The 25068-nt window shown below is 70.9% G+C and carries 20 protein-coding genes and 1 pseudogene; 11 read left to right on the forward strand and 10 right to left on the reverse strand.

Annotation, left to right across the window (positions count from 1 at the left end):
- Positions 1-403: 403 nt before the first annotated feature.
- Positions 404-940: an aldo/keto reductase gene (locus tag VIM26_RS20885; RefSeq protein ID WP_331954843.1), complete on the forward strand. Its 537-nt coding sequence runs from the start codon at positions 404-406 to the stop codon at positions 938-940.
- 4 nt (positions 941-944) lie between these two features.
- Entirely contained in the window at positions 945-1340 is a 396-nt protein-coding gene (locus VIM26_RS20890; RefSeq protein WP_331954845.1) for a MerR family transcriptional regulator, read from the forward strand.
- A gap of 220 nt (positions 1341-1560) precedes the next feature.
- Here the strand turns inward: VIM26_RS20890 and VIM26_RS20895 are convergent, their stop codons facing one another.
- On the reverse strand, positions 1561-2991 hold the full coding sequence (locus tag VIM26_RS20895) for a cation:dicarboxylate symporter family transporter (protein WP_331954847.1): 1431 nt from the start codon (positions 2989-2991) through the stop codon (positions 1561-1563).
- A 152-nt stretch (positions 2992-3143) separates the two neighbouring features.
- On the opposite strand from VIM26_RS20895, the gene VIM26_RS20900 reads away from it, so the two are divergent.
- The 7 genes from VIM26_RS20900 (at position 3144) to VIM26_RS20930 (ending at position 7881) form a co-directional block, all read left to right on the forward strand.
- On the forward strand, positions 3144-4754 hold the full coding sequence (locus tag VIM26_RS20900) for a sensor histidine kinase (RefSeq protein WP_331954849.1): 1611 nt from the start codon (positions 3144-3146) through the stop codon (positions 4752-4754).
- Positions 4751-5461 (forward strand): response regulator, encoded by a 711-nt coding sequence (locus tag VIM26_RS20905; RefSeq protein WP_331954851.1) that lies wholly within the window; start codon positions 4751-4753, stop codon positions 5459-5461. Before VIM26_RS20900 ends, VIM26_RS20905 begins: the two co-directional genes overlap by 4 nt.
- Positions 5462-5555: 94 nt before the next feature.
- A complete protein-coding gene (locus tag VIM26_RS20910; protein WP_331954853.1) occupies positions 5556-5843 on the forward strand; it encodes a metalloregulator ArsR/SmtB family transcription factor in 288 nt (95 codons plus the stop codon).
- Positions 5840-6226: a VOC family protein gene (locus VIM26_RS20915; protein ID WP_331954855.1), complete on the forward strand. Its 387-nt coding sequence runs from the start codon at positions 5840-5842 to the stop codon at positions 6224-6226. Before VIM26_RS20910 ends, VIM26_RS20915 begins: the two co-directional genes overlap by 4 nt.
- Before the next feature lie 148 nt (positions 6227-6374).
- Positions 6375-6578 (forward strand): hypothetical protein, encoded by a 204-nt coding sequence (locus VIM26_RS20920; protein ID WP_331954857.1) that lies wholly within the window; start codon positions 6375-6377, stop codon positions 6576-6578.
- Positions 6579-6586: 8 nt separating this feature from the next.
- Positions 6587-7048, forward strand: coding sequence for a Clp protease N-terminal domain-containing protein (locus VIM26_RS20925; protein WP_331954859.1), 462 nt, complete (start codon positions 6587-6589; stop codon positions 7046-7048).
- A 404-nt stretch (positions 7049-7452) separates the two neighbouring features.
- A complete protein-coding gene (locus VIM26_RS20930) occupies positions 7453-7881 on the forward strand; it encodes a nitroreductase family deazaflavin-dependent oxidoreductase (protein ID WP_331954861.1) in 429 nt (142 codons plus the stop codon).
- A gap of 75 nt (positions 7882-7956) precedes the next feature.
- Here the strand turns inward: VIM26_RS20930 and VIM26_RS20935 are convergent, their stop codons facing one another.
- Positions 7957-9291, reverse strand: coding sequence for an MFS transporter (locus VIM26_RS20935; RefSeq protein WP_331954863.1), 1335 nt, complete (start codon positions 9289-9291; stop codon positions 7957-7959).
- A complete protein-coding gene (locus VIM26_RS20940; RefSeq protein ID WP_331954865.1) occupies positions 9288-10559 on the reverse strand; it encodes a M20 family metallopeptidase in 1272 nt (423 codons plus the stop codon). The genes VIM26_RS20935 and VIM26_RS20940 overlap by 4 nt, the downstream gene beginning before the upstream one ends.
- 132 nt (positions 10560-10691) lie before the next feature.
- Between VIM26_RS20940 and VIM26_RS20945 the strand changes: the two genes are divergently transcribed.
- On the forward strand, positions 10692-11693 hold the full coding sequence (locus VIM26_RS20945; protein WP_331954867.1) for an Lrp/AsnC family transcriptional regulator: 1002 nt from the start codon (positions 10692-10694) through the stop codon (positions 11691-11693).
- Between the two features lie 156 nt (positions 11694-11849).
- Here VIM26_RS20945 and VIM26_RS20950 read toward each other — a convergent pair whose 3' ends face one another.
- The 5 genes from VIM26_RS20950 to VIM26_RS20970 all read right to left on the reverse strand — a co-directional run bounded on the left by VIM26_RS20950 (position 11850) and on the right by VIM26_RS20970 (position 20589).
- Complete coding sequence (locus VIM26_RS20950) at positions 11850-13886, reverse strand: bifunctional aldolase/short-chain dehydrogenase (RefSeq protein WP_331954869.1); 2037 nt, start codon at positions 13884-13886, stop codon at positions 11850-11852.
- Positions 13887-14146: 260 nt separating this feature from the next.
- Positions 14147-15766, reverse strand: coding sequence for an FAD-dependent oxidoreductase (locus VIM26_RS20955; protein WP_331954871.1), 1620 nt, complete (start codon positions 15764-15766; stop codon positions 14147-14149).
- On the reverse strand, positions 15763-17943 hold the full coding sequence (locus VIM26_RS20960) for a molybdopterin oxidoreductase family protein (protein WP_331954873.1): 2181 nt from the start codon (positions 17941-17943) through the stop codon (positions 15763-15765). Before VIM26_RS20960 ends, VIM26_RS20955 begins: the two co-directional genes overlap by 4 nt.
- Entirely contained in the window at positions 17944-19323 is a 1380-nt protein-coding gene (locus VIM26_RS20965) for a nitrate/nitrite transporter (protein ID WP_331954875.1), read from the reverse strand.
- A gap of 102 nt (positions 19324-19425) precedes the next feature.
- Positions 19426-20589, reverse strand: coding sequence for a GGDEF domain-containing protein (locus VIM26_RS20970; RefSeq protein ID WP_331954877.1), 1164 nt, complete (start codon positions 20587-20589; stop codon positions 19426-19428).
- Positions 20590-20771: 182 nt separating this feature from the next.
- On the opposite strand from VIM26_RS20970, the gene VIM26_RS20975 reads away from it, so the two are divergent.
- Entirely contained in the window at positions 20772-22100 is a 1329-nt protein-coding gene (locus tag VIM26_RS20975) for an extracellular solute-binding protein (protein WP_331954879.1), read from the forward strand.
- 100 nt (positions 22101-22200) lie between these two features.
- On the opposite strand, the gene VIM26_RS20980 is transcribed toward VIM26_RS20975, so the two are convergent.
- Both VIM26_RS20980 and VIM26_RS20985 read right to left on the reverse strand, forming a co-directional pair.
- Positions 22201-24276 carry a hypothetical protein gene (locus tag VIM26_RS20980; protein ID WP_331954881.1) on the reverse strand — a complete coding sequence of 692 codons (2076 nt, stop codon included), beginning with the start codon at positions 24274-24276 and terminating at the stop codon, positions 22201-22203.
- 39 nt (positions 24277-24315) lie between these two features.
- Positions 24316-25068: pseudogene (locus VIM26_RS20985) on the reverse strand (mannose-6-phosphate isomerase, class I); the annotation flags it as partial.

The raw sequence follows: 25068 nt of genomic DNA on the forward strand, positions 1-25068 counted from the left end.
GGGTGAGTCCGTTGAGCTGACGAGCCGGCCGGTGATGGTCAGCAGTGGGCAGATCTCATGGCCATCACCGGGCAGTTTTCGTGACCGTCACTGGGCAGGGTTTAAGACCGCCTCTGGGCAGATCCCCATGGCCCTTGACAGATCGGCGCCGACCCACACCCGCTGACCGACGTCGACCCTCGCGAGGACTCGCGAGCATGGAGTGCTGCGAGCTCGGGACCGAACTGCGGTTGTGGGTGTAGCGCTGGGTGTATCGAGCGTGCACCCCCGGTGCACTTTGGCTACACCCAGCGCTACACCCAGCCCGTCGACGGGTCCACGGTGAGTCCGCCGGCCCTCGCACCAGTCGATCCCGGGTCACCGTCCGGGCACGAGGGCATCGAGCCGGTCGACGACGCCCTGGGTGATTAAGGCCGAGTATGTGACTCGAGTCCCGGACCCTGTCGCGAAGCGGCTGGGTGCCTCGAACCACGCGGTCTGGCGGGTCGAGCGGGCTCGCGCGCTGGCGCGGGACCTGGGGGTCGAAGGCTGGACAGCTCTCCAGCTCCGCCATTCCTTCGTGTCACCCCGGCCTGGCGCGGCGTTGCCGGATCAAGGCCATGTGCTCGTTTCTCAGGAGGCCATCGACTACGTCACGACAGAACCTGGACTCGCGATGTGGGCGTACACGCCGTTGCTCAATGGTGCGTACGCACGTGCCGACCGCCCCTTGCCGGAGGCGTATGACCATCCCGGGACCGAACGACGGCTCAAGGTGCTGTCCGACATCGCGAACGAGACGGGGTCGACGCGCAATCAGGTCGTGCTGGCGTGGTTGATGCAGGAGGCAATCTCCCCCATCGTGGGAGTAAGCAGCGTTGAACAGCTGGGCGAGGCGATGGCTGCGGCCGAGCTGCGGCTGGACGGCGAGCAGTGGGCTCGCTTGAACGAGATGAGTTGAGACCGTGGCAGTAGACGAGACCCACGCCCACACACCGGCGTCGGCGGCGGACCGGACGGGGTTGTCGCTGGACACCCTGCGCTACTACGAGCACGAAGGGCTCATCGGGCCGGTGCGACGCATGTCGAGCGGCCAACGGCGGTACTCCGAGGACGACCTCGCGTGGATCGGCATCGTCTCCTGCCTGCGGGACGCGGGACGCGGGACGCGGGACGCGGGGCTCGGCATCGCGGACCTGCGTCGCTTCACCGAGCTGCTGCGATCCGAGCACGGCGCGGACGACAGGGTCGCGTTCCTCCAGCGACGGCGCGACGAGCTGCTCGAACGCCGACGCCAAACCGACGCGGCGCTGATGGTTCTGGACGACAAGATCGCGCACTACGGCCGATCCATCCAGTAGCGCGGAGCTCGAGCGCTCGTCGCAACCCTCCTGCGGGACGAGGGATGACACGGCGGATCCCCGCACCCCCCGTTACGCAACGCAACGTCCGAGCGCTGACGTCCTATAGGACGTCAGCGCTCGGACGTTACGCGGGGTGGTGGCTCGGCCGGCCACCTGCCGTGGTGCGTCGTGCGTGGTGCGTGGTGCGTGGTGCGTCGTGCGTCGTGCGTGGTGGGTGTCAGCTCTTCCCGGCCGGCACCAGGGCGGCGGCGTCCTGCGCCGGCGCCTCGTCCCAGGCTCCACCGTTGTGGTCGTCACCGGTCGCGAACGCTTCCTCGTCGAACGGTGCCTGCCCGCTGAGCACCTTCGCGACCTGCACCTTGTCGAGCTGGTTGGTCCAGCTGCCGACCAGTACGGTCGCGACCGCGTTGCCGGTGAAGTTGGTGACCGCGCGTGCCTCGCTCATGAACCGGTCGATCCCCACGATGAGCCCGACGCCGTCGAGCAGCTCGGGACGGTGGGACTGGAGCCCGCCGGCCAGCGTGGCCAGGCCCGCGCCGGTGACCCCGGCGGCGCCCTTGGAGGCGATGATCATGAAGAGCAGCAGGGAGATCTGCTCGCCGAGGGCGAGCGGCTTGTTCATCGCCTCGGCGACGAACAGCGACGCCATCGTGAGGTAGATCGCGGTGCCGTCGAGGTTGAACGAGTAGCCCGTCGGGACCACGACGCCGACCACCGGGCGTGAGACGCCGAGGTGCTCCATCTTGCCCATCAGCCGCGGCAGCGCCGTCTCGGACGACGACGTCGAGACGATGAGCAGGATCTCCCGGCCCAGGTACTTGAGCAGCTTGAAGATCGAGATGCCGGTCGAGATGCGCAGGATCGTGCCGAGCACGACCACGATGAACAGCGCGCATGTGACGTAGAAGCCCAGCATCACCTTGCCGAGGCTGATCAGCGCGTCCGTGCCGGTCGCGCCGACGACGGCGGCGATGGCGCCGAACGCGCCGACCGGGGCCACCCACATGATCATCGCGAGGACCTTGAAGACGACCTTCTGCAGGGCGGCGACGCCCTGCAGCACCGGGACACCCTTGGTGCCCATGGACTGCAGCGCGAAACCGACGAGCAGCGCGACGACCAGGGTCTGCAGCACCTTGCCCTCGGTCAGCGCCGAGATCATCGTGTTCGGAATGAGTCCGAGCAGGAAATCGGGTGCCGACTCGGCCCCGCCGACGACCTGTGCGTGGCCGGTCTTGGCGACGGCGGCGGTGAGGTCGAGCCCCGCGCCGGGCTTGACCAGGTTGCCCACGACGAGGCCGATCGCGAGCGCGAACGTCGACATCACGGTGAAGTAGCCCAGGGCCAGTCCGCCGACCTTGCCGACGCTGGCCGCGTTCCGGACCGAGCCGATCCCGAGCACGATGGTGCAGAAGATGATCGGCGTGATCATCATCTTGATGAGGCTCACGAAGCCCTTGCCGACCGGCGCGAGCTGGACGGCGAAGCCGTCCTTCCCGGGGAAGGCGAAGCCGACGATGATGCCGAGGATCACCGCGGCGATCACGGCGATGTACAGGAAATGGGTCTTGTCGCGCTTGCGCGACGACGCCGGCGGCGGGGAGCCGGCCGGCGTGGACGGCCGCGACGCTGCGGTTGAGCTGGACATCAGGGTTCCTCCTGGGGTTGGCAGCGAAATCTCCATGAGGTTGTCGTGCTTTGTGATCGAAGTCACCATTGCGTTCATTGCGTTCACGAGGTGCCCCCGGTCCGGGGCAGACTGGTGCCATGCACAGGCGCATGAACCCCCGGACCTGGAGCATGGCTGCGCAGCTTTTCGCGCTCCAGGTGGTAGTCGTGGCGGTGGTGGTGCTGGCCGGCGGCGCGGCAGCGTACCTGCAGGCCCGCGAGAGCAGCCAGGACTCCACCCGGGACCGCGTGCTCGCCATCGCCCGCAGCGTCGCCGACGCCCCGGAGGTCCGCTCCGCGCTGGTCTCGCCGGACCCGTCCGCCGTCCTGCAGCCCTATGCCGAGCAGGTCCGCCTCGACACCGGGACCGACTTCGTCGTCGTGATGGGGACCGACGGCACGCGCTACTCCCACCCGACGCCCGCCCAGATCGGCAAGAAGTTCATCGGCCACATCGCACCCGCGCTCGCGGGCGGGGTGGTGCTCGAGACCTACGCGGGCACGCTCGGCCCGTCCGAGCGCGCCGTCGTACCGGTGCGGGCCGACGGCGGTCCGGTGCTCGGCCTGGTCGCCGTCGGGGTCACCCGGGACGCCATCTCGCGCGACCTCGCCCAGCAGGTGCCGCGATTGCTGGGGGCGGCGGTCGTCGCCCTCCTGCTTGCCGCGAGTGGCGCCGTGCTGGTGGCGCGCCGGCTGCGCCGCCAGACCCACGGCCTCGGGCCGGACGAGCTGGGCCGGATGTACGAGTTCTACGACGCCGTGCTGCACGCGGTGCGCGAAGGACTGATCCTGCTCGACACCCAGGGCCGCCTCGTGCTGGCCAACGACGAGGCCCGCCGGCTGCTCGATCTGCCCGTCGACGCCTCCGGGCGCCGGCTGGACGAGCTCGGGCTGCCCGCGCCGATGGCGGCGGCGCTCGTCGGCGGCCAGCGCGTCGACGACGCGATCCACCTGACCTGGAACCGGGTCGTCGTCGTCAACCAGGCGCCCGCCCAGTGGGAGGGGCGCGAGCTCGGCACCGTGCTCACGCTGCGCGACCACACCGACCTGCAGGCGCTCACCGGCGAGCTCGACTCCGCGCGCGGGCTGGCCGAGGCCCTGCGCTCGCAGGCGCACGAGGCCGCGAACCGGCTGCACAGCGTGATCAGCCTGATCGAGCTGGGGCACACCGACCAGGCGCTGACGTTCGCCACGGCTGAGCTCGCGGCCGCCCAGAAGCTCACCGACCTCGTCGTCGGCGCCGTCGACGAGCCCGTCCTCGCCGCGCTGCTGCTCGGCAAGGCCGCCGAGGCCAACGAGCGCGGCGTCGACCTCGAGGTCGACCCGACCAGCTCGGTCCCCGAGGGTGTGATCGCGGCCCGCGACCTGGTCACGGTCGTGGGGAACCTGCTCGACAACGCGATCGACGCGGCCGCGTCCGCGCCCGGCCCGCGCGGGGTGCGGTTCAGCGGCTGGGTCGAGGACGCCGCGTCCGACGGCGGCGGGATCGCGAGCACCCTCGTGCTCCAGGTCGCCGACACCGGCCCCGGGCTCGACGACGAGACCGCCGCGAATGCGTTCACGCGCGGCTGGTCGACCAAGCCGGACCGTGGCCTCGTCGGGCACGGTCTGGGGCTCGCGCTGGTCGGCCAGGCCGCGCACCGGCACAGCGGGACGGTCGAGGTCGGCCGGGACGGCGCGGGGGAGTACCCCGGCGCCGTGTTCACGGTCCGGCTGCCGCTCGCTGTGGAGGTCGCCCAGTGAGTCAACCGAGCGCGGGCCGCGAGATCGGCGTGCTGGTCGTCGAGGACGAGCCGATCGCCGCCGAAGCGCACCGCGCCTACGTCGAGCGGGTCCAGGGCTTCGTGGTGCGCGGCGTCGCACTCGACGGCGCAGCGGCGATCCGAGCCCTGGCCGACCCGGCCTCCGCGATCGACCTGCTGCTGCTCGACATGCACCTGCCGGGGATGCACGGACTGGACATCGTGCGGGCGATGCGCGCGGCCGGGCACCGCGCCGACGTCATCGCGGTCACCTCGGCCCGCGACCTGGAGGTGGTGCGGGCCGCGGTGTCACAGGGCGTCGTGCAGTACCTGCTCAAGCCGTTCACGTTCGCCGCGCTGCGCGACAAGCTCGAGCGGTACGCCGCGTACCGCGACCAGCTCGCCGGGGACGTGGCGACCGGGCAGCACGAGGTCGACCGGATGCTCGCCACGCTGCGCGGCGCCGATCCCACGAGCCTGCCCAAGGGGATGAGCCGGGAGTCGCTGGACGCCGTCGTCGCGGTGCTGCGGCCCTCCGCGGCGGCGATGTCGTCCGCGGAGGTCGCCGCCGTCGTCGGGGCGTCGCGGGTGACCGCGCGCCGGTACCTCGAGCACCTGGCCGACTCCGCGCTGTGCGTGCGGCGGTCGCGGTACGGGGCCACCGGGCGGCCGGAGGTCGAGTACCGGTGGACCGGCGGAGCGGTCTGAGGCTCCGGATCGGCACAGGCTCTCGATCTCGGGGATGAGCGGATTCGTCTTCAGACTCTTGACGTGCAAGTAACCACTTGCCTATGGTCGAGCGGTGGGTGACGTGTTCAAGGCTCTGGCCGATCCGACGCGACGCGTCATCCTCGACGAGCTCGCGGAACGAAGCGGTCAGACCCTGTTCGAGCTGTGCGCGCGGCTCGCGACCAAGCACGGTCTCGGCTCGTCGCGGCAGGCGATCTCCCAGCACCTCGACGTGCTCGAGTCGGCAGGGCTGGTGCGTACCCGCCGCGTCGGCCGATACAAGTTCCACGACCTCGACACCACCCCGCTGCGCGCCGTCGTCGAACGATGGCCGATCGACCCGAGAGAAGGACCACCATGAGAATCAATCTGACCAGCGTGTTCGTCGACGACCAGGACAAGGCGCTGGCGTTCTACACCGGCGCGCTCGGGTTCGTGAAGAAGCGGGAGATCCCGCTCGGCGAGCACCGCTGGCTGACGGTCGTCTCGCCCGCCGAGCCGGACGGCGTCGAGCTGGTCCTGGAGCCGTCCGATCATCCCGCCGTCGGCCCCTTCAGGGAGGCGCTGGTCGCGGACGGGATCCCGTTCACCTCCTTCGCGGTCGACGACGTGCGTGGCGAGGTCGACCGGCTCAAGGCCCTGGGCGTCGTCTTCACCCAGCAGGCGCTCGCGATGGGGCCGGTGACCACCGCGGTCTTCGACGACACGTGCGGGAACCTCATTCAGATCGCCAGCCAGGCCTGAGCCGGAACTCCGTCGACTCCCCGGTTACGCTCGCGAGTGCGCGATATTGGCTGCTGATCGGACGATTTCAACAGCCAAAGTCGCGCACTCGCGAACGTCTGTCAGTTTGACTTGACAGATTCGTACTGTGTCAGTTTAGACTGACAGCATGGATTCCGATCAGCTCTCCGCCGCGCTGGCGTCCGACGACCCTGCGATCGGTTTCCGCGCGGTCCTGGCGCTGCGCCGGCTCGCGGAGCAGGTCGAGGCGAATCAGGTTGCCGTCGCCCGGCGCCAGGCCTGGGCCTGGCAGCAGATCGGCGATGCGCTCGGCATCACCCGGCAGTCGGTCCACGCGCGATACGGAAAGTGAGCAGCGCGATGTTCAGTACGAAGCAGCGGTTCGGTCTGGGCCAGGTGTACCTCGACGCAACCGCCGAGGCCCGGCGGCGTGGGGACCGTCGAGTGGGCACCGAGCACGTCCTGCTGGCCTTGCTCGTCGACCCGGAGTCCGATGTCGCTCGGGCCCTGCGTGTGCCCCTGGCCGAAGCGCGCGCCGCTCTGGAGGCGCTCGACGGCGTGGCGCTGGCCTCGGTGGGCATCGACACGACGTTCCACGGGCCGGTGCTCCCCGGACGCGCGGGCGAGCGGCTCCGGCTGACGCCCGCCGCGCGGGCCGCGTTCACCTCGCTCCGAGAGGAGGCGAATGGTGAGCGGTTGGGGGTTCGCCACGTGCTGCTCGTGCTGCTGTCCCGGCAGCACCCGGACCCGGCCGCGGACCTGCTCGATGCCCTGGGCGTCGACCGTGCGCAGGTGCGGGACCGCCTCAGCGGCGCGCAATGACCATGCGCCGCAACGAGCGAGTCGCCGATTCCCGCACGCGAAGACTGCTGCAGGTCTGACCCGATCGCCACGCAGCTCGGTGCGGTCTCGCGTCGGTCCATGGCTGATCGGCGCCGCGGGCGCGGGCCTGGTCGGGGCGGCGCCACAGCCTCCACCCGCCGCGAGTTCGCCGGTTCGGACGTGAGTTCGTCGATCGAAACGGGCGACCTCGACTGAAAACGGCGAACTCGCCGTCGGCCCGGTGGCTGGGACGAAAGGGCGGGTCCGGCGCGCTGCGCGGGCCTAGGGTCAGAATCGTGAGCGTCGAGCCGAGTGAGCAGGGACGAAGAATCCGGCGACGGTGGTTCGCGGCGAGGCAGCGTTGGTTGTATCGCACCGGCCGACCGGGGACGATCGCGCGGGCGATGAACCGCGTCTCGGCGATCCATTTTGCGTCCGGCCTGCTCTCGCCCGCACGCGCGGTGACGCTGGAGGTTCCTGGTCGGCGGAGCGGCCGCGTGTTCTCCTTCCCGATGGTGCTCGCCGACTTCGAGGGCGAGCGCTACCTGGTCTCGATGCTCGGGAACCACGCGAACTGGGTCCAGAACGTGCGCGCGGCCGACGGCCGAGCGGTGCTCCGGCGCGGGAACCGGCAGGACGTGCTCCTTGAGGAGGTCGATCCGAACCTCTGCGCGCCGATCCTGCGCCGGTACCTGGCCCTCGCGCCGGGGGCCAGGCCGCACGTGCCGGTCGACAGGCGCGCTCCGCTGGCCGACTTCGAGCAGATCGCGGACCAGTTCCCGGTGTTCCGGGTCGTCACCAGCCCATCGGCGAGCCCTGCGGCGAGGTCCTGACCAGCGAGAACCGCGCCCCGAGCCCGACCGGATCGTGGTCAGGACCGGGGCGCAGGGCATCGCTGACTGCTGCGGTCAGAGCTCGCGCGACCTGCTCGACGGCTCTACGCCGAGGTCCCGCGCCCTGGTCTCCGGCAGCGTGAGAACCGCCAGCGTGGAGACGGCCAACAGGACGACCGTGTAGATGGGAAAGAGATTCTGGCCCCCCGACGTCGTCGCCATCCAGGTCTGAAGGTAGGGCGCCGTCCCGCCGAACAGAGCGACGCAGAGGGCGTAGGGGACGCCGACCCCGATCGTGCGGACACTCGTGGGAAATATTTCCGAGTAGACGGCCGGACTGATGGAGAGAAAGGCGGCCAAGAAGATCAGCATGATGCCCAGCGAGAGCACGAACCAGGTGCCGTCCCGCATGAGCGAGGTCATGGGGAGGAAGAGCAGCCCCGTGCCCACCGTGCCGACCAGGAGGACGGGTCTGCGGCCGATCTTGTCGGAGAGCGCACCCCACAGCGGAAGGGCCACGATGAATACCAGGCTCCCGACGACACCCGACCAGAGAGCCTCCTGGGGATCGATCCCCAGATGTGTGGCCGCATAGGACGCCGCACTGACTGCCCAGACGTAATAGGCGACCGTGATGCCCAGCGTCATCCCTACGACCTGGAGTGCGGACCTGCGGTACTTGACGAGCTGCGGCCAAAGCCGCTCGCGGGTCTTTCCCTCGGACGCCGTCTGCTCATAGATCTCGGACTCGGCCATCCGTCGGCGAATGTAGAAGGCGAAGAGCCCCAGGACCGCCCCCACCAGGAACGGGATGCGCCAGCCGTAGGAGTTCATGGCTTCCTCGGAGAGCGTCGAGGTCAGCACGGCGCCGAGCAGCTGACCGAAGAGGATTCCGCAGGTACCGGAGATGTAGATCAGGCTGGACCACAGGCCGCGCTTGTGTCTGGGTGCGGCCTCCGAGAGGTAGGTCTGCGCGGACGGCAGCTCCCCGCCATGCGCCAGTCCCTGAATCAGCCGCGCGCTCAGGAGAATCACCGAGGCGAGAATCCCCGCGGTTTCGAACGTCGGGGCGACGGCGATCAGCAGGCTGCCGAGAGAGGCGAGGCCGACGGCGAGCACCATCGAGAACTTGCGGCCCCGGCGGTCGGCTATCCAACCGAACACCAGGCCGCCGAACGGGCGTGCGACGAAGCCGACAGCAAAAATTGCCAGGACCGACAGGATTGCCGAGGTCGGGTCGGCGTTGTTGAAGAGCTGGGATGCGAGGAAGACCGTGAACGACGCGTAGACGTTCCAGTCGTACCATTCCAGGGCATTCCCGACGCCCGCGCCGAGCAGGGCGCGCCGGTTCTGGCGGCGTTGCTCAGGGGAAGGTGCCGGGCGAGTGGTGACGGCTGTGCTCGGGTTCATCGTTCCACTTTCGCTCGTGAGTCTTCGTGGCTGGGTCGACCGGTTCGGCTGTTCGTCGCTAGCTGTGCGAGGCGGACCTCAGCGAGTTCCGCGTAGAGCGCCGCGCCGTCGGCGAGCACCCGATCATCGAACGTCGCGAAGGGTGAGTGGTTGAAGGGCGTCGTCGAAGGATCGGAGCCCGGGGCCACCGCACCGAGGCCGATGAAGGTGCCCGGCACGGCGTCGAGCACCCGGGAGAAGTCCTCGGATGCGCTGATTGGCTGCGTCAGGCGCACGCTTCGGTCCTGTCCGAAGAGCTCGGCGACGATGCCCTCGGCGAAGAATGCCTCGTCGGCATCGTTGACCGTTGCCGGGTTTCGGTCGCGGTACTCGACATCCACCTCGACTCCATGAGCGGCCGCGATGTTGGACAGGAGGCGTGGAGCAGCCTCCCGGATGCGTTCGCGAGAGGCGGTCGAGAAGGTTCTGACCGTGGCCTCGAAATAGGCGGTGTCGGAGATGATGTTCGACGCGGAGCCGGCACGCAGCAGGCCCACGCTGATGACAATCGGATCGAAGACGTCGAACTGCCGGGTGACGGCGATCTGCAATGCCGTGATCATCTCGGCGACGACGGTGACCGGGTCTTTCGCGGTGTGCGGAGCGGAACCGTGGCCGCCGGCCCCTTGGACCGTGACGATGAGGGTGTCCGCGGCGGACATCATGATTCCGGGTTTCGTCAGGAAACGTCCGTGCTCGGTCAAGCCGGCAAAGACGTGTATGCCGTACGCCGCGTCGGTGCGCCTTCCGGCAAGGTCGAGAATGCCCTCGTCAAGCATGATTCCGGCGCCATTGCAGCCCTCTTCCCCCGGCTGGAACATGAACACGACATCCCCCGCGAGGCGGTGCCGACGCTCCGTCAGCAAGCGCGCCGCGCCGGCCAGCATCGCCGTGTGCAGATCGTGACCGCACGCATGCATGGCCCCGTCGAAGCGGGACGTGAAATCCACACCGGTGCGTTCCTGCACGGGCAGGGCGTCCATGTCGGCCCGCAACAGGACCACGGGCCGGCCGCCCTGCAACGGATCATGGCGGTCGCCCCGCAGGACGGCCCCGACCGAGGTGGTGTTCTTCCCGAGTGTGATCTCGAGCGGGAGATCATCAAGATTGCCCAGGATCTTCTCCTGGGTGCGGGGCAGGTGGAGACCAATTTCTGGCTCCCTGTGCAGGTCGTGTCGAAACCGGCTGAGCTCGGCCGAAATTCCACGGGCGTCCTCGAGTACGGACACGGATCCTCCTTCGTTGAACTTTCGAACGGCGGTGACACAGTGTGCGTCTCGCATGCGAACGGGCTTCAATGTTCGCGGAAACGTGCGTGCTACGGTTCACAGACTGAAATTTGCTGCAGGAGGTGAGGTCGGATGGAGGTCTCCGAAGAGAATCTTGCGCTGATTCACGCACTCCAGATCGCGCCGCGGGTGAGCTGGACCGATGCCGCCGAGATCCTGGGGTCCCACCCGACGACGTTGGCCACGCGATGGGATCGCCTTCGTCAGTCGGGCCTCGCTTGGGTGACAGCCAACCCGATCAGCCCGGGCATGGAGTTGTCTCTTTCCTTCTTCGATATCGAATGCACCCTCGATCGGCGCTCAGCCGTCATCGATTCGGTATGCGCCATGCCTGAAGTTGTCTCGGTGGTGGAGTCGGCCCGAAATCGCGACCTGATGCTGATCGTCCAGACGTCCTCGCTCGCTGTCCTGGGGCAGACCGTCGTTCCCCGGCTCGCCGGAATCGCGGGAGTCACCAAGTACCAGGCGTCCATGTGCACGCGACTTCATGCGGAGGGTCATCGTTGGCGCCTGAACGTTCTCGACAAGAGGCAGCAGGCCGATCTCGAAGCGCTCCGGCCGCGCACGTCGCAGTCTGCGGCGTCGTGGCCCGCGGAGTACTGGGACGTGGTGCGGATCCTGATGCGCGACGGGCGGGCGAGCGCGGCCGACATCGCCAAGGAGATCGGGGTTCACCCCACGACCGCCAGCCGGCGGCTGAACAACATTCTGGCCAGTGACCTGGTTTCTTTCCGTTGCGAGATGGCGCAGCACTACTCCGGCTATCCGGTCAGCTGCCAGTGGTTCGCCAACGTGCCGGCGGGGCAGCATGAGAATGCCGCCGAGGCGCTCCTGACCTTCCGCAACCTCCGGCTCTGCGCCTCCACCACCGGCACGACGAACTTCACCTTCGTGATGTGGCTGCGGTCGGTCGCCGACGTGATGGCGTCCGAGCTCGCCATCGCGGAGCGTGTTCCGGCCATCGCGCTGGTGGAGAGCACCATCGCCCTGAACTACCCCAAGCGGGTGGGCTGGCTGCTGGACACGGAGGGCAGGGCCACCGGGGAGGTCGTCGTCCCTCGCCTCCCCGTGTGATCCTCGGCGCGAAACCCCTGCCGTTCCATGGTCACGAAGAGACCGAACTGTCAGACGCAGCGCGCCCCAGGGACCGCGCGGGGTCTGACAACGTGCTGGCCCGAGGATGTGTCAGACCGAGCGCGCCCCAGGGAGCGCGCTCGGTCTGACGGTTGGTCAGCGGAGGAAGGCTGCGGCTACGCCGGCGTCGACGGGGATGTGCAGGCCGGTGGTGTGGGACAGGTCTGCGGAGCACAGGACGAAGACGGCGTTGGCGACGTTCTCGGGGAGGACCTCGCGCTTGAGCAGGGTGCGCTGGGCGTAGTAGGTGCCGAGGTCCTCCTCGGCGACGCCGTACACCGCGGCGCGCTTGGCGCCCCAGCCGCCGGCGAAGATGCCCGAGCCGCGCACGACGCCGTCGGGGTTGATGCCGTTGACCTTCACGCCGTGCTCGCCGAGCTCGGCGGCGAGCAGCCGCACCTGGTGGGCCTGGTCGGCCTTGGTCGCGGAGTACGCGATGTTGTTCGGCCCGGCGAAGACGGAGTTCTTCGAGGAGATGTAGACGATGTCGCCGCCGAGCTTCTGGGCGATCAGCACGCGGGCCGCGGCCCGGGAGATCAGGAAGGAGCCCTTGGCCATCACGTCGTGCTGCAGGTCCCAGTCGGCGACGGTCGTCTCGAGCAGGGACTTGCTCAGGGACAGCCCCGCGTTGTTCACCACCAGGTCCAGGCCGCCGAACGCGAGCACGGCGGTGTCGACCGCACCCTGCACCTGGGCCTCGTCGGTGACGTTCGCCTGGATGCCGATGGCGACGTCGGCCGTGCCGATCTCGGCCGCGGCGGCTTGCGCCTTGGCGAGGTCGAGGTCGGCGATCACGACGCACGCGCCCTCGGCCGCGAGCCGGGTGGCGATCGCCTTGCCGATGCCCGACGCCGCCCCGGTCACCAGCGCGATCCGGGTCGCGAGCGGCTTCGGCCTGGGCAAGCGGGCGAGCTTCGCCTCCTCCAGCGCCCAGTACTCGATGCGGAACTTCTCCGCCTCGTCGATCGGCGCGTAGGTGCTGACGCCCTCGGCGCCGCGCATCACATTGATCGCGTTGAGGTAGAACTCGCCGGCGACGCGCGCGGTCTGCTTGGTCGCGCCGTAGCTGAACATGCCCACGCCGGGCACCAGGACGATCAGCGGGTCGGCGCCGCGGATCGCGGGGGAGTCCGCGCCGGCGTTGCGGTCGTAGTACGCCCGGTACTCGGACCGGTAGGTGGCGTGCAGCTCGACCAGGCGGTCGATCGTCTCGGCGACGGGCGCGTCGCCGGGCAGGTCGAGCACGAGTGGCTTGACCTTGGTGCGCAGGAAGTGGTCCGGGCAGCTCGTGCCGAGCGCGGCCAGGCGCGGGTGCTCGGCGCGGAACAGGAAGTCCAGCACCTCGGGCGCGTCGATGAAGTGGCCGACCTGGGCGCGGTCCGTGGAGACGAGGCCGCGGATCGTCGGTGCGAGGGCGGCGGCCTTCGCGCGGCGCTCGGTCTGCGGGAGCGGGCCGTAGCCCGGGAGCGCGGCGCCGAACGGCTCGGGCCTGGAGTTCGCGGCGAGGTAGGCGGCGGCCGTATCGATGATCCACAGCGAGTTGGCCTCGGACTCCTCGCTCGTGGCGCCCCATGCGGTGATGCCGTGGCCGCCGAGGATGCAGCCGATCGCGGACGGGTTCGCGTCCTTCAGCGCGGCGATGTCCAGGCCCAGCTGGAAGCCAGGCCGGCGCCACGGGACCCAGAGCACGCGGTCACCGAAGATCGTCGTCGTGAGCGCCTCGCCGTCGGCTGCGGTCGCGATCGCGATGCCGGAGTCGGGGTGCAGGTGGTCCACGTGCGCCGCGTCGATGAGGCCGTGCATCGCGGTGTCGATCGAGGGCGCCGCACCGCCCTTGCCGTGCAGCGTGTAGTCGAACGCGGCGACCATCTCGTCCTCGCGGTCCAGGCCCGGATAGACCTTGGCGAGCGCCCGCAGCCGGTCCAGGCGGAGCACCGCGAGGCCGGCGGCGGTGAGCGTGCCGAGGTCGCCCCCGGATCCCTTCACCCAGAGCAGCTCGACTGCCTCACCAGTCACCGGGTCCGTCTCGGTGCCCTTCGCGGACGTGTTGCCGCCCGCGAAGTTGGTGTTCTTCGGATCGGCACCGAGGCGGTTCGAGCGGGCCACGAGGTCGGTGGCTGCGGGGCTGGTCATGGTTCTGACTCCTGAACGGACGGCATGAATCGTTTCAAGGACTTCCGGCAGTATGTCGCCAGGCCGCCGCGGAAGTCAACACACGAACCCGATCCGCCCACCCGTCAAGGGTCCTGAGGACCACTGGAGCACGCGAGTGCGGGGAATCGGCTGCCTGAAACGGCTATTAGACAGCCGATTCCCCGCACTCGCGGGCGTGGACGCGGTTGGGGGCAGGGGTCGGGACCAGGGGACCAGGGGACAAGGGTGCAGCAGTCAGGTCAGGGGACCAGGGAGTTGTTGCGGGCGGGGGTGGGGATGGTGGCGGGAGCGTCGGTCGGATTCGGCGAGCCCGAACCCTCGGACGCCGTGCCACCCGTGCCACTCGTGCCGCCGTCAGCACCCTCGCCGCCCTCGTTCGACGGATCGCTGCGCTCGAGCCACTCGAGCAGCCCGCACACCGAGTCCTTGCAGCCTCCGCAGCCCGTGGTTGCGCGGGTCGCGGTCGCGATGGCGTCCAGGGACCGGGCGCCGCCGCGCCAGCTCGTCACCAGGTCGCCCTTGGTGACGCCGTTGCAGCGGCAGACCGTCGCGCGGTCCGGCATGAGGGTGGGGGAGGGCTCGGCGCCGGCCGAGGTCGCGGCTCCTCGCACCGGTTTGAACAGCAGTTGGGCCGGGTCCGCGGGCGTCGGGGTGCGCCGGGTGTACGCCGTGGTCAGGTCCGCGCCGAGCGCGCTCGCGCCGACACAGGTCGCGCCGACGACGACGCCGTCGGACACCACGATCTCGACGTGGCGGCCGATGGCCGGGTCGCTGAGCCGGATCGTGCGATGCGGGGCGTGCGGTCCCTGCGGCGGGATCCGCGCGCCCATCGCGACGATCTCGAGCCCGTGCGCCTTGACCCGCACGACGTCCGTGCCGTACATCATCGGTGTGTCGTGCGCGTGGTCCACGGAACCCGCGTCGGCCAGGTGCCCGGCGAGGCGTCGGGCCTGGTCCCAGCCCTGCGCGATCAGTCCGGTGCCGCCCTCGGGCGGCTGCGCGCAGTCGCCGATCGCATAGACCGCCCGGTCCGAGGTCGCGCAGTCCGCCCCGACGACGACGCCCCGGTCCACCTCGAGCCCCGCCCGTTCGGCGAGGCCCGTCTGCGGGATCGTGCCTGCGGTGAGGACCAGCAGGTCTGCCGGCAGCCGCTCGCCGTCGGCCAGGCGGACGCCGCTCAGCCGCCCGCCCGAGACGAGCACCTCCTCGGTCGCCGCACCGACCCGGTGGTCGATGCCCAGGCGTCGCAGCCCGTGGGTGACGGCAGCCGCCGCGTCGGTGTCGAGCTGGCGGTCCATGACGTGGCTGCCGCGGTGCACGACGGTGACGTTCAGCCCGCGCCGCGCGAGCCCGCACGCGGCCTCCAGGCCGAGCACGCCGGCACCCAGCACGACGGCGCGCCGCGCGTTGACCGTCGCGGCGACGATCTCGCGGGCGTCGTCCAGGGTGCGCAGCGCGTGCACGCCCGCCGGCAGGGCGTCGGTGGCGTCCTCGTCGGCGATGCCGTCCGCGGTGAGCCCCGCGAGCTCGGGCACCCGGGCCCGCGCGCCGGTCGCGAGCACGAGCACGTCGTACCCGAACTCCTGCCCGTCGGTGCTCGTGATGGTGCGTTCGGAGCGGTCGATGGACGCCGCGACGACGCCCGAGAGGACCTGGACCCCGCGCAGGCCAACGCGCGGCAGGGTGAGCGACGCGACGTCGACCTTGCCGGCCACGACCTCGCTGAGCAGCACCCTGTTGTACGGCTCGTACTCCTCGGCGCCCAGGACGGTGACCTCGAAGCGCTCGTCGGTGCGCAGCAGCTCGTCCACGAACCGGGAACCGACCATCCCGTTCCCGATCACCACGACGCGGGTCATCGGGCCACCGCCTGCCGCGGGGCGCGCAGCCCGCCCGGCACGTCGAGTGCCGCCCGGATGTCGACCGCGCAGACCTTGAACTCCGGCATCCCGGAGATCGGGTCGGTCGCGTCGGTGGTGAGCAGGTTCGCGCTGCCCGGCCCGGACCAGTGGAACGGCATGAAGACCGCGTCGGTGCGCATCGACGCCGTCACGTGCGCGACGGCGACCGCGGTGCCGCGCGCGGAGGTGATCTGCACCAGGTCGCCGTTCTCGACCCCGATCCGGTCCGCGAGCAGCGGGTGGATCTCGGCGTACGGCTCGGGCTGCGCACGAGCCAGCGCGGGCACGCGGCGGGTCTGCGCGCCGGACTGGTAGTGCTGGAGCACCCGGCCGGTGATCAGGTATACGGGCGCGTCCGGGCGCAGGTCGTCCGACGGGCCGTGGTGGTCGGCGGCGACCATCCGGGCCCGGCCGTCCGGGGTCCCGAAGCGGTCCGCGAACAGCCGCGGCGTGCCGGGGTGCGGCTCGGCGCCGTCGGGCACGGCGGGGCACGGCCAGAACAGTCCGGTCTCGTCGGCGTCGAGGCGGGCGTGGCTCAGGCCGCTGTAGTCCGCGATCCCGCCCTCGCTGGCCCGCGCGAGCTCGTCGAACACCTCGGCCGGGTCGGTCGGGAAGCCCCGGTCGACACCGAGGCGCGCGGCGAGGTCGTGGAAGATCTCCAGCTCGGAGCGGACCCCGGGCGGCGGTGTCAGCGCGCGGCGGCGGCGCAGCACGCGCCCTTCGAGAGAGGTCATGGTGCCTTCTTCCTCGGCCCACTGGGTGACGGGCAGGACGACGTCGGCCAGGCGCGAGGTCTCGGACGGCACCAGGTCGCAGACCACGAGCAGGTCGAGTGAGGCCAGGCGCTCGCGGACCCGGCCTGCGTCGGGTGCGCTGACCACCAGGTTGGAACCGTGCACGAGCAGCGCCTTCGGCCCGTCCGGGGTGCCGAGGCGGCGGAGCAGCTCGACGGCGGGGACGCCGGGGCCCGGCAGGTCGTCGGGGTCGACGCCCCACACCGCGGCGACGTGCGCGCGCGCGGCGGGGTCGTCGATCTTACGGTAGCCGGGCAGCTGGTCGGACTTCTGTCCGTGCTCGCGGCCGCCCTGGCCGTTGCCCTGGCCGGTGATCGCGCCGTAGCCGCTGCCGAGGCGTCCGGGGAGGCCCAGGGCGAGCGCGAGGTTGATCGCGGCACCGACGGTCGCGGTGCCCTGCGTGCTCTGCTCGGCGCCGCGCCCGGTGAGCACGAACGCGCCGTGCCCGCCGCCCGCGGGGGAGGCCGCGGCGAGCAGCCGGGCGACCCGGCGCAGGTCGTCGGCCGGCACGCCGCACACCTGCTCGGCGCGCTCGGGCCACCACGCGGCGACGCTGCGCCGCACGTCGTCGGCGCCCGTGGTCCTCATCGCCAGGTAGGCGGTGTCCGCGAGGCCCTCGGCCCAGATCACGTGCAGCAGGGCGAGCAGCACGACGAGGTCGGTGCCGGGCACGGCCTGCAGGTGCACGCCCGCGCCGTCGTCGGTCAGGGCGGCGGTCGAGGAGTGCCGGGGGTCGACGACGACGAGCCCGCCGGCGGCGCGCGCCGCCGCGAGGTGCGCGGAGGACGGCGGCATCGTCTCGGCCACGTTGCTGCCGAGCAGCAGGATCGCGTCGGCCCCACCGAGATCGGCGAGCGGGAACGGCAGCCCGCGGTCGACGCCGAACGCCCGGTTGGCGCCCGCGGCCGCGCTCGCCATGCAGAACCGGCCGTTGTAGTCGATGAACGGGGTGCGCAGCACGACCCGGGCGAATTTGCCCAGCGCGTACGCCTTCTCGTTCGTGAGCCCACCGCCGCCGAACACGGCGACCGCGCCCGGTCCGTGCTCGTCGCGCAGCGCGGTGAGCCGGTCCGCGACGTGGTCGAGCGCCTCGTCCCAGGTGGCCGGGTGCAGCTCGCCGTCGGCCCCGCGCAGCAGCGGGGAGGTGAGCCGGTCCGGCGCGCCGAGCACCTGGGCGCTGGTCCAGCCCTTCTGGCACAGGCCGCCGCGGTTGGTGGGGAAGTCGCGGCCCGCGACCGTGAGCGGTGCGCTCACGGCGCGGGCCGCGTCGTCGGGTGGGGTCAGCGACATCGCGCACTGCAGCGCGCAGTACGGGCAGTGCGTCGCGATGCCGCCGGTCACTCAGATACCCGCGGTGCTCATGGCGGCGCCGCGGCGGCGGTACACGGACCACGTGACGACGGCCATCACCAGGTACATCCCCACGTACGCCCACAGCGCGGGCTGGAGGGTGCCGGTGGCGGTGGTCGAGATGGCGAACCCGCGGGGGATCAGGAACCCGCCCAGCGCCCCGATCGCGCCCGCGATCCCGATGCAGCCCGCGGCGGCCTTGCGGGCTGTCGCGGCGCGCTCCGGGGTGGTCGCCCCGACCCGGAAGACCGCGGGGATCATCCGGTAGGTCGCGCCGTTGCCGGCGCCGGTCGCCACGAAGAGCACCAGGAAGGACCCGAGGAACAGCCCGAAGCTGGCCTCGCGCAGGGCCATCACGGCGCTGCTCGCGGCGGCCGCCATCACGATGAAGGACGCGATGGTGACCCGGGCGCCGCCCCAGCGGTCCGCGATGATCCCGCCGAGCGGGCGGGCCAGGGACCCGACCAGCGCACCGGCGAACGCGATGGAGATCGTGACCTCCGGGAACTGGGACTTCAGCAGGGTCGGGAAGGCGCCGGCGTACCCGATGAACGAGCCGAAGGTGCCGATGTACAGGAACGAGATGATCCAGGTGTGCCGGTTGTGCACGGCAGCCCCGAACGCCCGGAAGTCGGCCTTGGCCGTGGTGAGGTTGTCCATGAACTTCCACGCCAGGAACGCTGCGAGGGCGATCAACGGGATGAACATCAGCCCGGCTCGCCCGAGCTGCAGGCCTGCGGCGGAGACGATGACCAGCGGGACCGCGAACTGGACCGCGGCCGTGCCGAGGTTGCCGCCGGCCGCGTTGAGGCCGAGCGCCTTGCCCTTCTCCTTCTCGGGATAGAAGAAGGAGATGTTCGCCATCGAGGAGGCGAAGTTGCCACCGCCGAGGCCGGCGAGCGCGGCGACGCCGAGGAGCATCGGGAATGTCGTCGTCTCCGGTCGGGACACCACGAAGGCCAGCGCGCTCGCGGGGAGCAGGAGCAGCAGGGCACTCACAATGGTCCAGTTGCGCCCGCCGAACAGCGGCACCGCGAAGGTGTATGGCAGGCGCAGGGTCGCCCCGACGAGGCTGGGCACGGCGATCAGCCAGAACTGCTGGTCGACGCTGAGCACGAAGCCGACAGCGGCGAGCTGCGGGACGACGATGCTCCAGGACGCCCACACCGCGAAGCCCAGGAACTCCGCGAAGATCGACGGGATCAGGTTGCGCTGGGCGATGCGGCGCCCGCCGTCGTTCCAGAAGGTCTTGTCCTCGGGGTCCCAGTTGTCGATCCAGCGGCCGGCGCGGTGGTGACCCGCGGGGGCGAGGAACGTGTCGGGCGCGGACTGCGTCACGGTGGCCGGTCCGGCCGGGTCTGACGGGGACATTGTTTCAGGCGGGGTCATCGCGGGGTCTCCAGGCTCGGCGGGGTGGTGAGTGCTGTGCCCTAGACGCTAGGAAACGGGTGTTTCCGGGGCGGTTGCCCGGTGTTACCTCTGCGGAACAGTGCGCGCACGCCCGATGGGGTCGCGCTGTGAGAACCGCGGGGCATTCTCCCCGAGGATCGCGGGCTGCACCCGGGACCACACTCCCTTGCCGGCCTGCTTCGCGCAGTACAGCGCGGCGTCGGCGCTGCGCAGCAGATCGCGGGCTTCGGTGCCGTCCGCCGGGGCACTCGCGATGCCGATGCTGGCCGAGGCGGTCACCGGATCGTGGTCTTCGAGGGGGATCGGAATCGTCAGGGCCGCGAGGATACGCGTGGCGACCTCCTCGGGGTGCGTACCCGGCTGGAGCAGGATCGCGAACTCGTCGCCGCCGAGACGCGCGACGAGGTCGCCACGGACGCTGGCCGTCAACGTCTGCCCGACGGCGACCAGCAGCTGGTCGCCGGCATCGTGCCCGAGGCTGTCGTTGACCTCCTTGAAGCCGTCCAGGTCGAGGAACAGCACGGTGGTCGTGTCCGCCCCCGTCCGGGCCAGGGCGACGGCGAGCTCGCCGTGGAACTTCCGCCGGTTCGCCAGCCCGGTCAGGGCATCGTGCAGGGAGTCGTGCTCGTTACTCGCGGCCGTGGCGCTGAGCAGCCTCTGGTCGCGCAGCAGGATGCGCCAGCACAGGCCCAGGCCGAGGAAGGATGACCCGATGACCAGCGGGAACACCACGATCAGGGTCCGGGTGAGGGCGAGCTGCCGGTCGCGCGCCGTCGTCACCTGGATTCGGTGACCGGCGATGGCGCCGTCGAGCAGCCGCTGGATCAGGTCGAGGGCCGGACCCGCGACGCGGTCGTCGCCCAGGCGCCGGGGGTTGTTCAGATCTTCGGTGAGCTCGGCCACGTACCGGGCGTTCGTCAGCGTCACGTAGGACAGCACGGCCCGGTCCTTCTCACCACCGACAGCTCGCACGCTCCCCACCGCGCGGGTCACTTCGAGGAGCGCCGTGTCGATCCGCGCCCGTGCCGCCACCCCGGGAGCCCGTCGGTAGCTCGCTTCGGCAAAGGCCTCACCGGCGACGGCGCGCTGGAGCTGGGCGTACGTCTGGAGCGTCTCCGAGGCGGAGGCCATCTCGATCACCGCGGACCGGATCGAGAGCACGGCCCATCCCGAGGTGAGCCCGACGGCCGCCAGCATCGCCGCGACGAGGATGGAGGTGAGACGCATAGCGCGACCGCGCATGCTCGCTCCCCTCCGTTCGTTGCCCTTTTCATCGGCGGGGAGCCGGTCCTGTTGAGTGTCCGGACGGGTTGGGTCAGTGCGATCGCGAGCCGATTCGGCTCAGTTCCGTCGTCGGTGCGCCGATACGCACCGGTGACCAACTGACCCAGCACCGAGAGAGAAATGCCATGCGGACCCGACGACGCGTCCAGGCACAAGCTGCCCTCCTGACCGGCCTCCTCGCCGCCTCCGCCCTGCTCACCGGGTGCGCGTCCGCGCTGCCCAAGGTGGTGCCCGCCACGACGATCGACGCCTGGGTGCACTCGGGTTCGGGTGCCGAGCAGGAGACCATCAAGGCGCAGGCCAAGGACTTCAACGTCGCCCAGAAGGGTCACGTGAACGTGAAGCTGCGCGTGGTCCAGGAGGGCGACTACAACGGGCTGCTGCAGTCGGCTGTCGCGGCGGGAACGCTGCCGGACGTCATCGAGCTCGACGGCCCGACATTGGCCAGCTTCAACTACCAGGGCACCCTGGTGGACCTCAACACCGTGCTGCCGAAAAAGACGGTCGCGGCACTGCTGCCCTCGCTGATCGCACAGGGGACCGTCGACGGCCGACTCGTCGGAGCCGGGGCCTTCGACTCCGGCCTGGGTCTGTACGGCAACAAGCGCCTGCTCGACGCCGCCGGCGTGAAGTACCCGACCGCCCTCGACGACAGCTGGACGACGGCGCAGTTCACCGCGGCACTGGCCGCGCTCGCGAAGCACGACAGCGACCATCTGGTGCTCGACCTGAAGAACAACTACGGCGGCGGGGAATGGCTGACGTACGGGTTCGCGCCGGCGATCTGGTCCGCGGGGGGTGACCTGATCGACCGTCGGACCGGTATCGCCGGCGGTGTCCTGGACGGGCCGGCCAGCGTGCGCGCGATCACCCAGCTGAGCCAGTGGCGCACGTACGTCGAGAAGAACACCGACGACAAGTCCTTCACGTCGGGTCGGACCGCGCTCTCCTGGGTCGGCCACTGGGTCTACCCGGACTACGCCGCTGCGCTCAAGGACGACCTGGTCGTCCTGCCGCTGCCCGACTTCGGCTTGGGGACCAAGACGGGCCAGGGCTCGTGGACCTGGGCGGTGGGCGCGGACTCGGCCCACAGCGCCGCGGCGGGCGTCTTCGTCAACTACCTGCTCAGCCGTGCCCAGGTCGAGCGCACCAGCACCGCCAACGGAGCCGTGCCCGGGCGCACCGACGTGCTCGCGGCGTCGACCCTGTACGGCAAGGGCGGGGCGCTCGAGCGCTTCGGCCGGCAGCTGTCCAAGACCTGCGGCGCCGGCCCGATCACGACCGGCTGCATCTCGGTGACCCGCCCGCTGACGCCGGCGTACCCGACGATCAGCGCGAACGTCTCGCTGGCCATCGCGGGGGTCATGGACGGCGCCGACCCCCAGACCGCCCTCACCAAGGCAGCCAAAGCGATCGACGCCGACCTGGCCGCCAACAACGGCTACAAGAAGTAGCCCCCCCGCAACCCCGGAACGTCCGAGCGTTGACGTCCTATAGGACGTCAACGCTCGGACGTTGCGGGTTTTTCGGGTCAGCGGGTCAGCGGGTCAGCGGTCAGCGGGTGGCTACCGTGAAGCCGCCGGCCAGGACGGTGACCTTGATCGTGGCGCCGGTCGTCTTGACCGTCAGGCGTAGGCGACCGGAGCTGTCGTAGGACCGCAGCTCGGCGGCTCCGCTCCCCGGCAGCGTGAGCCGGGTGACCTCGGTGGCCGACCCGGCGTTCTGCACGAGCGCCGTGCCGCCGTTCGGTCCGCCGAGCACCAGGTGGGAGACCCGCGGCTTGAGCAGCAGCGTGTCCACCCGTCCCGGGACCGTCGATCCGGCCGCCGCGGTGACGCTCAGCGCCGTCGCACCGGCCGGCAGCTCGCGCGGCAGGCTGACCGGCCGCAACGCCCCCGGCGCGTCCGTGACGCCCTGCGCACCGCCGGCACCGGTATCGACCCGGCCCAGCGATCCCCGGCCGGTCGTCCAGTCGAGCCGCGCGGAGCTGGCGTCGGGCACCAGGTCGACGACGGGCTGCACGATTCGCGGCTGGTCGGCCGCAGCGACGGTCCAGTCGCCACGCCCGCCGGCTCCGAGCTCGAGGAACGCCCCGCCGCGCCAGAGCGACTCGCCGGTCCAGGCCGACGTCGCCGTCACGGCGTGGGCGTCCCCGTGCGGAACGGCCGTCTCGCCCTCGACGACCTGCACGCCGTTCTGGTCCACCAGGGACGTCGCGGACTGCGCGGTCGCCGCGACGTCGGGCCGGGCGTCGAGCGCGAGCATGGAGAGCAGCCCGTGGATCGTCGACTCGGCGCCGGAGTTGTGGTTGACGACCCCGTCGGCGTTCAGCCCGTCGAACGTGACGCCGGTTGCCGGGTCGTACATCGCGGCCCCGGCGCGGTTCGCCCCGAAGTACCAGGACGCCGTGATGCCCGCGAGCTGGTCGAAGCCAGGCTTGCCGGCCGCGTCAGCAACGGCGAGCAGGGACTGCACGCGCGAGTCGACGCCGTAGGCGATCTGCGTCGTGTCGCTCGGCGAGGGCAGCCACCCGTTGATCGGGCCGGTCGCGGTGAGCAGGTAGGGCGTGAATTCCGCCGAGTCCTTCACCGCGGCGCCCAGCAGGGCGGGTTTGGCGAGGGCCTGCGACGCATGCGCCAGGGCGGCGGGCATCTGAGAGGCCCAGGCGTGCCACATCGATTGTGAATGGGTCCACGGCAGGATCGCGCCGTACGGCCAGCTGGTCGTGTTCCCGCTGGACATCGCGGCGATGCCCTCGGAGTACTTCGCGACGGCCGTCCGGACGCGCCCGGTGCGGGCCTGCGACGGCGGGGCCGCCTGGGCGTACGCGGACAGCCCGATGACGGCCTCCGCCGTCGCGTCCGAACCGTTCACGATCAACCAGCTGGGCACCTTCGCGCCGTCGGCGACGTCCCACTGCCCGTACCGGCCGAGCGACTGGCGTCCGAGCGCGCCCACGGCAAGGTCGATCCGGTCGCTCAGGAACGACGCGAACTTCGGGTCGGACTTCGCGAACGCGGCGTAGCCCTCGCCGAGCGCCCACACCGAGCGCGCGAGCCAGTACGACTCCGCGGAGTCGCTCGGGTTCGGCAGCTCCACGGGGGTCGGGCTGAGGTTGAGCGAGCCGTCCGGCTGCATCCACAGGGCGACGTTGCCCGCGTTGGCGCCGGTCGAGGTCTGCATGTAGGTGACCGTGCGCAGCAGCTGGTAGGCGCGGTCGCGGCTGTGCTCGTCGCCGTCGAGCTTCCAGTGCCGCAGGTACACCACGGCCGCCCGGGCGATGTCGTCCACGTTGTAGGACCCCTGGCCCCAGGTGTTGTTGTCCGTGTTGTGCGGGCCGCCGCCGACCCGCGCGAACGTCCCGCCGTCACGCGCGTCGGCGTAGGTCCAGAGCACGCCGAGCGCCGGATCCTGGTCGAGCTTGTAGGTCGTGTGGCCGACCTGCGCCGGCGGCGTGACCGTGTCGCCGAGGAAGTCAAGGTGCGCCAGGTTGGTCAGGGTGCCTGGTGCTTGGCTTTCGCCGGGGCTGGCAGCACCCGCTGGGAGCGCTGCCACCACTGGCGCCAGCAGCGCCACTGCCAGCCCGAGCGAGGCGTACGTGCGCATCGCGGATCGTGATCTTCGGGTCATCGTTGACCAGCTTCCTTGCGGTGGGGCGGGGGTGGGATTTCACGGTTGGCAGGCGACGACGACCGTGCCCGACGCCGAGACGTCGATCGGTCCGTCGCCGGCCGGGATGAAGGCGGCCTGACCGGGTCGCAGCTCGAGATGTTCGGACGCACTCGTCACGCTCGCCAGCCCGGCGCAGCACAGCGCGATTCGCGCGCCCGACGGCGGTCCGGGCACGGTGACGGCCGGCCCCCCGTCCTCGGCGAGTTCGGGCGCCAGGACCCACAGCGCGAAGTCCTCGACCGGGGGCGTGTAGCGGCGGGCACCCCCGCCGACGGCGACCGGGTCCAGCCGCGCCGGCTCGCCGGGGGCGAAGTCCACCAGGTGCAGCAGCTCGCGGGTGTCGACGTGCTTGGCGGTCAGGCCCGCGCGAAGCACGTTGTCGGAGGTCGCCATCAGCTCCACGCCGAGCCCGCGGACGTAGGAGTGGATCATTCCGGCGCCCACGAACACCGCGTCGCCGGGGACGAGGTGCAGATAGTTGAGGAACAGCGACGCCACGATGGCGACGTCGCCCGGGTAGTCCCGCGCGAGGTCACCGACCCTGGCGTACTCGACCCGCTCGGCGCTGCGGGTTCGAGCGCTCGCGACGACCGCCTCGACGATCCGTCGCTGGTCCTGCGGTGCGGCCGTGAGCAGCGCCGTCAGCGCGGAGCGCAGCGCGGATTCGGTCTCGGCCGGCCTACCGGCGTCGGCCGCGGGGGTCCCATCGGCCTCGGCGGGCGACGCCCGGTCGAGCCCAGCGAGCAGCGG

It is taken from the genome of Pengzhenrongella sp. (genome assembly GCF_036565025.1).
In the GTDB taxonomy this organism is placed as follows: domain Bacteria; phylum Actinomycetota; class Actinomycetes; order Actinomycetales; family Cellulomonadaceae; genus Pengzhenrongella.

Excerpts from the sequence above, each read along its gene's own strand:
- VIM26_RS20895 (WP_331954847.1), bottom strand. The coding sequence starts at position 2,991 with ATGTCCAGCTCAACCGCAGCGTCGCGGCCGTCCACGCCGGCCGGCTCC.
- VIM26_RS20900 (WP_331954849.1), top strand. The coding sequence starts at position 3,144 with ATGGCTGCGCAGCTTTTCGCGCTCCAGGTGGTAGTCGTGGCGGTGGTG.
- VIM26_RS20915 (WP_331954855.1), top strand. The coding sequence starts at position 5,840 with ATGAGAATCAATCTGACCAGCGTGTTCGTCGACGACCAGGACAAGGCG.
- VIM26_RS20920 (WP_331954857.1), top strand. The coding sequence starts at position 6,375 with ATGGATTCCGATCAGCTCTCCGCCGCGCTGGCGTCCGACGACCCTGCG.
- VIM26_RS20925 (WP_331954859.1), top strand. The coding sequence starts at position 6,587 with ATGTTCAGTACGAAGCAGCGGTTCGGTCTGGGCCAGGTGTACCTCGAC.
- VIM26_RS20930 (WP_331954861.1), top strand. The coding sequence starts at position 7,453 with ATGAACCGCGTCTCGGCGATCCATTTTGCGTCCGGCCTGCTCTCGCCC.
- VIM26_RS20935 (WP_331954863.1), bottom strand. The coding sequence starts at position 9,291 with ATGAACCCGAGCACAGCCGTCACCACTCGCCCGGCACCTTCCCCTGAG.
- VIM26_RS20945 (WP_331954867.1), top strand. The coding sequence starts at position 10,692 with ATGGAGGTCTCCGAAGAGAATCTTGCGCTGATTCACGCACTCCAGATC.
- VIM26_RS20950 (WP_331954869.1), bottom strand. The coding sequence starts at position 13,886 with ATGACCAGCCCCGCAGCCACCGACCTCGTGGCCCGCTCGAACCGCCTC.
- VIM26_RS20955 (WP_331954871.1), bottom strand. The coding sequence starts at position 15,766 with ATGACCCGCGTCGTGGTGATCGGGAACGGGATGGTCGGTTCCCGGTTC.
- VIM26_RS20965 (WP_331954875.1), bottom strand. The coding sequence starts at position 19,323 with ATGTCCCCGTCAGACCCGGCCGGACCGGCCACCGTGACGCAGTCCGCG.
- VIM26_RS20970 (WP_331954877.1), bottom strand. The coding sequence starts at position 20,589 with ATGCGTCTCACCTCCATCCTCGTCGCGGCGATGCTGGCGGCCGTCGGG.
- VIM26_RS20975 (WP_331954879.1), top strand. The coding sequence starts at position 20,772 with ATGCGGACCCGACGACGCGTCCAGGCACAAGCTGCCCTCCTGACCGGC.
- VIM26_RS20980 (WP_331954881.1), bottom strand. The coding sequence starts at position 24,276 with ATGACCCGAAGATCACGATCCGCGATGCGCACGTACGCCTCGCTCGGG.